Annotated in this window: 5 protein-coding genes; 1 reads left to right on the plus strand and 4 read right to left on the minus strand. The window is 55.9% G+C overall.

Going from position 1 to position 8249, the window contains the following annotated elements:
• Nucleotides 1–161: 161 nt before the first annotated feature.
• On the plus strand, nucleotides 162–1103 hold the full coding sequence (locus tag VEV40_RS11360; protein WP_324832418.1) for a class I SAM-dependent methyltransferase: 942 nt from the start codon (nucleotides 162–164) through the stop codon (nucleotides 1101–1103).
• Between the two features lie 71 nt (nucleotides 1104–1174).
• Here VEV40_RS11360 and VEV40_RS11365 read toward each other — a convergent pair whose 3' ends face one another.
• The 4 genes from VEV40_RS11365 to VEV40_RS11380 form a co-directional block, all read right to left on the minus strand.
• Entirely contained in the window at nucleotides 1175–2557 is a 1383-nt protein-coding gene (locus VEV40_RS11365) for a tetratricopeptide repeat protein (protein WP_324832436.1), read from the minus strand.
• 11 nt (nucleotides 2558–2568) lie between these two features.
• On the minus strand, nucleotides 2569–6300 hold the full coding sequence (locus tag VEV40_RS11370; protein ID WP_324832420.1) for a TonB-dependent receptor: 3732 nt from the start codon (nucleotides 6298–6300) through the stop codon (nucleotides 2569–2571).
• A gap of 260 nt (nucleotides 6301–6560) precedes the next feature.
• Entirely contained in the window at nucleotides 6561–7691 is a 1131-nt protein-coding gene (locus VEV40_RS11375) for a glycoside hydrolase family 172 protein (RefSeq protein WP_324832422.1), read from the minus strand.
• A 35-nt stretch (nucleotides 7692–7726) separates the two neighbouring features.
• The coding region (locus VEV40_RS11380) for an MFS transporter (protein ID WP_324832424.1) at nucleotides 7727–8249 on the minus strand (523 nt) is incomplete at its 5' end.

Genomic DNA, 8249 nt, shown 5'->3' on the forward strand with positions numbered 1-8249 from the left:
AACCCAATGCGAATCATCCTCGGCCTTCTGAAAGTCAGCCGAAGACAGGCAGCCTTACCTAGGTCCTGTGACTCTATATAGATAGGACCGCCACCTCTTATTCCTGCGGGCCGTCACGTACGCCTGAGTCTCCATCCGAGGTATTTGTTGTGAGCAGCATCATGCGAAGCGCGAGCGTCCGGTTCGCTCTCGCGTCCCTCTTTCATGCTATACAGACATGCTTGGGCGTAAGCGTCACACCATCGCACTTCTATTTTCCCGTGCCCAGCTTCAAGTCCTTTCACAACAAAAACTGGACCGCCTGCCGTCCTCTCACGGCCGTCGATCTCCGCCTTCAAGACCAGATCGACCACTTGCACACCGATATCCTTCCCTATGCCGACGAGTGGACTTTCTCCGAGACCGGGGACGACGACCAGCATTTCCACTTTAACAATGGATTCTTTGAGCGGATCGACGCAGAGATCGCTTATTCTTTCGTTCGCCACCATAGCCCGAAACGGGTTATCGAAATTGGCAGCGGCAACACTACGCTCGTGCTCGCTGCCGCGCTGGAAAGAAATGCTTCCACAGGCTATCCGAGTCAGCTCATCAGCGTCGAGCCGCATCCACCCTCATTCCTCAAAAATGGCCTCCCCGGCCTCAGCCAGCTCATAGAAGCCCCGGTGCAGCGCATCCCTATCGATCTCTTCCGCACTCTCGCGGCTGGCGACATCCTCTTTATTGATTCCAGCCACGTAGTCTCAATCGACAGCGATGTTCTCTACGAATGTCTCCGCATTCTGCTCGAGTTGGCTTCTGGCGTGCTCGTCCACTTTCACGATGTCTTCACTCCTCTTGACTATCCGAAAAAATTCGTCATGGAGAATCTCTGTTTCTGGGGCGAACAGTATCTGCTTGAGGCCTTCCTGTGTTTCAATTCTGCCTTTCGCGTGATCTGGTCCAGCAGTGCCATGCAGCAGTTTCACGCCGACGTGCTCCGTCGGGTCTTCCCTGCATGGGAAGGAAGCTTCACCCGGATGCCTGCCGCGCTGAAGATCTTTGCTCCCACGCTGGATGGCAAGAATGTTTGGCCATGCAGCTTCTGGATCACGAGAAGCTAGCCAAATTAGCGTGTAAGTTATCCGATGAGTAACCTCGCCCAGACTTTCCTGGGTAGCCGTCGCTAGTGATGTCACTCCGTCGGAAGACTGTGCGCCCGCGCTTCCTTTGAGGTCTTTTTGAACAACTCAAGCGCCTCGTTCATGCGCTCTTTGTCGCCGGTCGCGCGATAGGCGCGTGACAGTAAGTAGTAGGCGTCAGGATTGTCCTTCGCCATCGAGACATAGCGCGTCAGCATGGCAATCGTCGCGCTGTAATTGTTGTGTCCGAGATCTAGCTTTCCCATCTGTAGATAGGCATCAGCCGGCGGCCGGTCCATTGCAAGCGCTGCAGCCAGCATCTTTTCCGCCTCAGGGTCCTTGCCCATGACCATCAGAATCTTCCCCGCCTCAACATGCGCTGCGGCAGATCGCGGTTGCAACTGAATCTCCTGCTCAAATTCCTGCAGCGCTTCCGGCAGTTTTCCGTTTTCAGCCAGAAGCCTGCCCAGGTCGAGATGAATGCCCGGCAAATCAGGCTTCAGTTGCAGAACCGTCTTGTATTCCTTGATCGCATCTTCACGCTTCTGCGCCGCGGCGAATGAGTCCGCCATCACCTGGTGCGCGCGATACGAATCGGGATCTATCGCAACTACGCGCTCAAATGCGGTGCGCGATTGCTCTTCCGCATCATGCGCCTGCTGGTAAAGCTCGTCTTTGCTGGTTGCCGCGCCCGCAATGGGAGCAGCGGCAGGCACATCTGTTACAGTTCCGCCCAGCTCGGTGATCTGAGTACGCAGCTCAGCAATGTCCGGTCTGCGTTTCAATGCTTCCTGATAGGCGTTCAGCGCTCTCGGCTTGTTTTCCTGCAACTCAAACTGCTCACCCGCTAGCTGCCATACTCGCCCGCTGTCCGGAGCTATAGCCAGCAGTTTGCTCGTCGCAGACTTACCTATCTGGAGATACGCCTCACCCAGCGCATACCATGCGTCGATGTTTTTCGGGTCGAGATTGCACGCGTCCTGAAACTGTTTCACCGCGTCCTGATAACGTGATTGGTCAAGGTAGGCATAACCAAGCCATGTGTGAGCAATCACATCGGAAGGACTGAGTTGAACGGCCTTCTCCAGTTGCGGGATAGCCGCATCCGGATTGGAAAGACGTTGCCAAGCCAGCCCGGAGAAAAGATGTGGCGCAAGCAAAGCCGGGTGCAACGTCATTGCTTTACGAAAAACAGCAATGGCCTGCGGCAATTGATGATCGAAATACAGCGCGACTCCGAGATTGCTCAGCATCTCGGCATTGCCTGGCAGCGCCTTTACGACTTGCTGGTATTCACGGACGGCGGTGGCAAAATCATTCTGCCGCTCGGCATCCTGCGCCGCTTGCGCATGAGCGGCAATTTGTTCTTGTGAGAGAGTTTGCCCCAGCAACGGCACGGCCATGCCCGCCACAAGAACCAGCCTCGCGGCGAGCATGGCCACAGGTTTTAGAACTCCAATCTCATGCCGAACTGGATGATTCTCGGCGCATTCTGCTGGGCAGTCATGATGCCGAAAATTGTATTTGAATTCTGCAATGAAGCGGAACTCAGGTCTGGCGGCGCCGCGTTGATGATGAACGTCTGCGCGTTGCCCCCAGACGAAAAGATGGTGCGGTTAAAGGCGTTGAAGAAGTTCGCCTGTATCTGCAGGTTGAGATTTTCAAAGAGGGTCGTCCGCTTGGAAATGGACAAGTCCTCGTCGATATACGCTGGCATACGCAGAGCAGATATCAGGTTTGGCGCGTTGCCGAAGTCTCCTGGCGCCGGGAGCGAGAATGCCCCAGGATTGATGTAGAACTGGCACGCGTCTCGCCCTGCGCTGGCCTGCACTGGGCCGGAGCAGCTGCGCTTGTATGCCGGGTTCTTGAACGGCTGATGAGGAACGATGTTTGGCCGGAAGCTGAAACCGTCGCCTGCAGCAAAGTAGGGATTGGAAGCGCCGAAAGCGTCGTACTCAATGTGGATGGGCCGTCCGCTCTGATATTGCTGAATGCCGGAAAACGACCAGCCGCCAACCACCGTGTTCACGGCCCCGCCATGGTTGAGGAACTTCTTCCCATGCCCAAACGGGAGCTCATAGGTATAGCTCAGAGAAACAACATGCGGAATATCGGAGCTGGTAACAGCGCGCTCCGCCTTGTTGTTGTAGTAGTCCTGATAGAAAGACCCCGCGAAGATCGCGTTCTCCGCTCCAGCCAGCGCGCCGTTGTTGGAATCAACGTCCCCGATGGTCTTCGAGAACGTATACGACAGCAGGAATGTCAGCCCCTGCGAAAACCGCTTCTGCAGGCTCGTCTGCAGGCCGTTATAGGAGACGCTTCCAATAGGGTTTAGCGGATTGTCCACGTCGCCATACTGCGGCCATGGACGCAGCGCCTGGCTGGCCGTCGCGCCTGCGCCAAATATCGAAACAAAGCCCGGCCACGGCGACTGAATGCCAGCGGCCGTAACTCTGGGGTCGGTAATCGGCAGGGCCAGAAACTCATTCAGAGGCAGACCCGCAGCTTGCGCAGCCGCGCTATATGTCTGCTGCGCTTCAGTCGGATTCACCTCATTCGGCTTCGACCATACTCCCAGGTGGTAAGTGTGCATGCCTACATAACCGAGACTTGCCACCATACTCGACGAAACCTGCTGCTGTATCTGCGTTGTCCAGTAGATCTGCGTCGGAGGAGTGCCCGAGATGGGATGAATCATCGGTGGATTGACATTACCGACCAGCGCTCCCGGATCAAGATTCGAACCCGGCGGGCTGACTGCGCTTTGCGGATAAGGATTATCCCAGTAGTAGGCTGGAGATCCCAGATAGTCTTGCGGCCGGTTTACGGTCGCGAGTCCGGCAAAGCCAGTGTTGTAGAGGCCCCCGCCTATGCCGTTTTCAAGATTGTCATTGCCCAGCGGACGCGTGATGGCAAAGCCGCCACGCAGCACAGTTTTGCCGTCAAACCCCGGCGGCGTATAAGCAAAGCCGATGCGGGGCTGCCAGCCCTTGTAGTCAATGTCGCTGATCCGCGGCTTGCCATTGCGGCCTGTGCCGGTGCCGTAATAAGTGAAAGCGCCGGGGATTCCGCCTGCGGCAGGGTTGGGCAGTGTCGGGTCCATGGTGGACACATTGCCGTGCGTGTCTGTCCTGGGTATCTGCAGGTCATAACGCAACCCGAGATTCAGCGTCAGGCTCGGAGTCGCCCTCCAGTCATCCTGGAAATACAAGCCGGTCTGCCACCAGCGGTAGGCTGACTCGATTGGATAATCGAAACGAGAAAAATCCATGCCGCCAAAGAGGAAACTGGCGGCAGGCGCGCCTGTACCCACCGGAATCGTCACAGGTTGGTTCCCGTTGATAAATCCAGTCCCATTGAGCGCGCTCTGCGTCGGCTCAAAGGTGAAGCTGCCACCGGCAAGCCCGCCTTCGTTGCGCTGCAGCCACCGCACTTCGCCGCCCACGGTGAACGTATGGCGTCCGCGAATCAGCGTAAGGTTGTTGTTCAGAATGTAGCGGTTTTCGGCAACCGTCGATGCGCTGACGCCGCCGATGCCGTTCTGCACCGTACCGATCCCGATTCCCGGATATGAGCTGTCCTTGGCCAGAGGAGGCAGGCCGGTGATACCCAGCGCCGCCAGACCGGGACCGGGAACGAGCGGCCCGCTGAAGTTCGTGTCGCGGATGTAGCCAATATTGAGATTGTTCAGCAGGGTCGGCGAATGCGTGTAGTTATAGGTAAAACGGAATTGATGCGTAGGCGCGGTGTTGGTCGTCGCGTCCAGCTCGTTCAAATTACCGTTGTTGCTGTTGGAATAGCCGCCGAAAAACAAGCTCCCGGACAGCGCATGTTTCTCGGAAATATGCTCGTCAATCTTCACGACGAGACGATGTTCATCGATCTTCGAGCTTTGCTGGCGGACAAAGTTATTGAACAGCGCATTGTTGTCGGCCGTGGGAAAGCTTTTCATGATGGTTTGCGAAACCGAACTCAAGCCTGAGAACCCCTGCGGAATGACGTTGCCCGGAAACGGATCGCGCACCGGGTAGTTCCTGCCGTCAGGACCGGTAACCGTATGCGCGGAGAAAGGGTTGTAAATCGCGCCTGTATAAACTGGCCGTCCAGCGGGGTCAAAAACCGGCTGGCCATTCACCGTCATCTGCGGTCCCAGTGCTTGCGAGAAATCTCCGTTGCGGAAACCATTGGGAAGCGTCGTAAGCGTGGCATTGTTTGCGCTGGGACGGTATTTGAACTCCGTGAAATCGACAAAGAAGAAAGTCTTATCGCGCCCGTTGTATAGCTTCGGTATCCACACCGGACCGCTGAAGGTGCCGCCGAACTCATTCTGCTTGAGCGGCGCTTTTTTCAAACCAAGCTGGTCCGTCACATAGCCGGCTGCGTTCAAGGCATCGTTCTGCAGAAACTCAAACAGGCTGCCATGAAAAGCATTTGTGCCTGAGTTGAACGCAAACGAAACGATCCCGCTGGAAAGCCCATATTGCGCCGTTTGATTGTTGTTAATGAGCTTGAACTGCCCAATCGCGTCAATCGGCGGATGGTTGCTGCCAATATCGCCCGCCTGGTTGGTGTTCATCACCGGAATCCCGTCAATGTAGACCTCATTGGCATAACTGTTGGAACCGCTAATGTGCAGGCGATAGTCGGGCGTCGCGCCTGGGACCGACCCGTGCACACCTGGCGTGAGGACAACGAAATTCAGCGGGTTCCGCATGTCTCCACTCAACGAAACAGGCAGGTCCTTAATCTCGCTTGGCGTAATCACCGTGCCGATGTCCGAGGTTTGTGTCTCGATCGCAGCGGCATTGGCCGACACTGTTACCGTTTGCTGCACCGCTCCGGGCTGCAGCGCAATGTTGAGCGCAACCGTGCTGCCGACTCCCACTTCGATATGCTGCTGCACGGTTGTGTTGAATCCCGCCGCTTCTGCCGAGAGCGAGTAGATGCCAGGAGCGAGGCTCAGGAAACTATAATGGCCGTCTGGTCCAGACGTGCTGGTCTCAACGACATTTGTGGCTTCGCTTTTCAGTGTCAGCATGGCATTGGGCACGGCAGCATGTTGCGTGTCCTGCACTTCGCCCTTAATAGTCCCGCGGTCGGCCTGAGCCGAGAGATGGCTGAGCGGCCCCGCAGCTGCGGACATGCCCAGCAAGAATACTGCGATAGATGAAACTTTCATAACGCGCCTCCAAGTACGATCGAACTCGAGTCAATGCATTTAAACCTTTAACTACTGCCGAAAACATTGGACTTTGAGCACCGGTTGTAGTTTTCGGCTCACCTTTTGCTTACATCCGCTTCCAGTAAATATCAGTTTTTTCCTTATTTTTAAACCTTTAAATTCGCCCTGAGTGTAACCACCCCTATAAAGAGGTGTCAAGACATTTTCATAACTGTCGCAGCCATGATGGATTCCGCTTCCATTGCGGCTGCTTTTTCTTATTGTTTCGCCGTTCCCGACCCGTTTCCCGGCCCGCCAACAAATTGCAGCGCGGGCTGCCTCTCTTCCACCGGCGGCAGCGGCGGAAATGCAGCGTGTGGCTCGGCCTGATACCAATAAGCCACAGAATAGTAATTGTCCGACCGCGCATTCGCATGGCCGTGCTCGATCGTCGCCTTGAATGATTTCTGGAATGGTATGGGCGAATCCAGATGGAAGCGATACACGCTGGCGCGCGCCCCCGCCAACTCATTTTCCAATACGGGTGCCCCGTAGAGTTGATAGGAAAATGGCTTCCCGCCAAAGTCCCATGCTCCGAGGAAATAATCTTCTGAGCCGGTGCCAACTATCTGCGGAGTCGTCGCGCCATCGATGAAGAACATGTCGTCGCCCTCTCCCCACCAGAAGTCCTGGTTCTGCAGGACAGACATCGTTACGCCCACATACTGACCGTGGCCCGTGGCCTCCATCCAGACATAGTTGTCTTTGCCGTCGAGGTTCTTCTTGTCCAGAACAATCTTGTCGCCGTTGTCCTTCCAGTCATTGCTCCAGCCATGATTGGGCTGCGCCTGTCGATACTGCGCATGGAAATACAGCGTGTTTGCGGGCAGTTTCGATGCGAGCTTGCGATAGTCAATGTTGTAATAAAGCGCGTTGATGGGGTGTGCGCCTTCGTTGGTCACGGTAATCCGAGCGTGACGCTCAAAGGGCATGGGAAAGAAGCAGTTCAGCGCCTTGTCGCTGCCGACCGAGAGCATTTCTGATTCCCAGTTGTGATATGTGCCCAGCCCGAGACCAAAGAAGTCGCCAATCGGCGCTTCCACACTGGGGGTCGATTCACCGTCCCAGTACATGCGCAGCACGATACGCTTCAGGTGATACGCCTCGGGATCGGCAATCGTGAACCAGATGTGCGAAACAATGCCCGGCCCATCCACATCGAGTACGGTCTGCGTCGCGCCCGGCGCAACGGTCTTCCAGTCGGAATTTCCACCAGTGGGATCGGTGCTTGACTCGCGATGCAGAGTATAAGTCTGCTGCTGGGTTACGTCCGGCTGCCACGGCGGCGCCTGCGCGAACGCAACCGTGGCGGACGCGCCGAGAACAAGGATGGTAAAAATCAAACGCATGAAAATCATTACCTCGCAAATTCAAGAATGTGCAGCTAATCCACCCCCACAACGTGCTGCATTTTTTCCAGCGATACCCCTGCCGTCTCCGGGTAATAGAACAGAATGATGAAGAAGTCCACCACCATCATGGCCGCAAAAAACAGGAACGGTGCTGAACCGGAAGACTTGGCAAAAATGGGGAAGACCAGGGAGATGACGGCATTTGTGATCCAGTGCGCCGAACTGCCCAGGCTCTGTCCCTTGGCTCGAACACGGTTCGGAAAAACTTCGCTGATGTAGACCCAAACTACCGCTCCATGCGAGACCGCGAAGAGCGCAATGTAAATCATCAACAGCCATACCAGCAGATTCAAATGGCTGTGCGTCCAGAAGAGAACACCAATCACAGTCAGGCATATCGCCAGCCCGACCGTGCCGAACAGCAGCAGTTTCTTGCGTCCGAACTTGTCGATGACCGACATGGCAAGCAGCGTTGCCACCAGGTTCATCGCTCCTACAGCCACTGCCTGCAGATCGCCGGACATCTTGCTCGCGCCCGCGAGCGAAAAAATATCG

The sequence above is a fragment of the Alloacidobacterium sp. genome (genome assembly GCF_035631355.1).
GTDB lineage: Bacteria > Acidobacteriota > Terriglobia > Terriglobales > Acidobacteriaceae > Alloacidobacterium.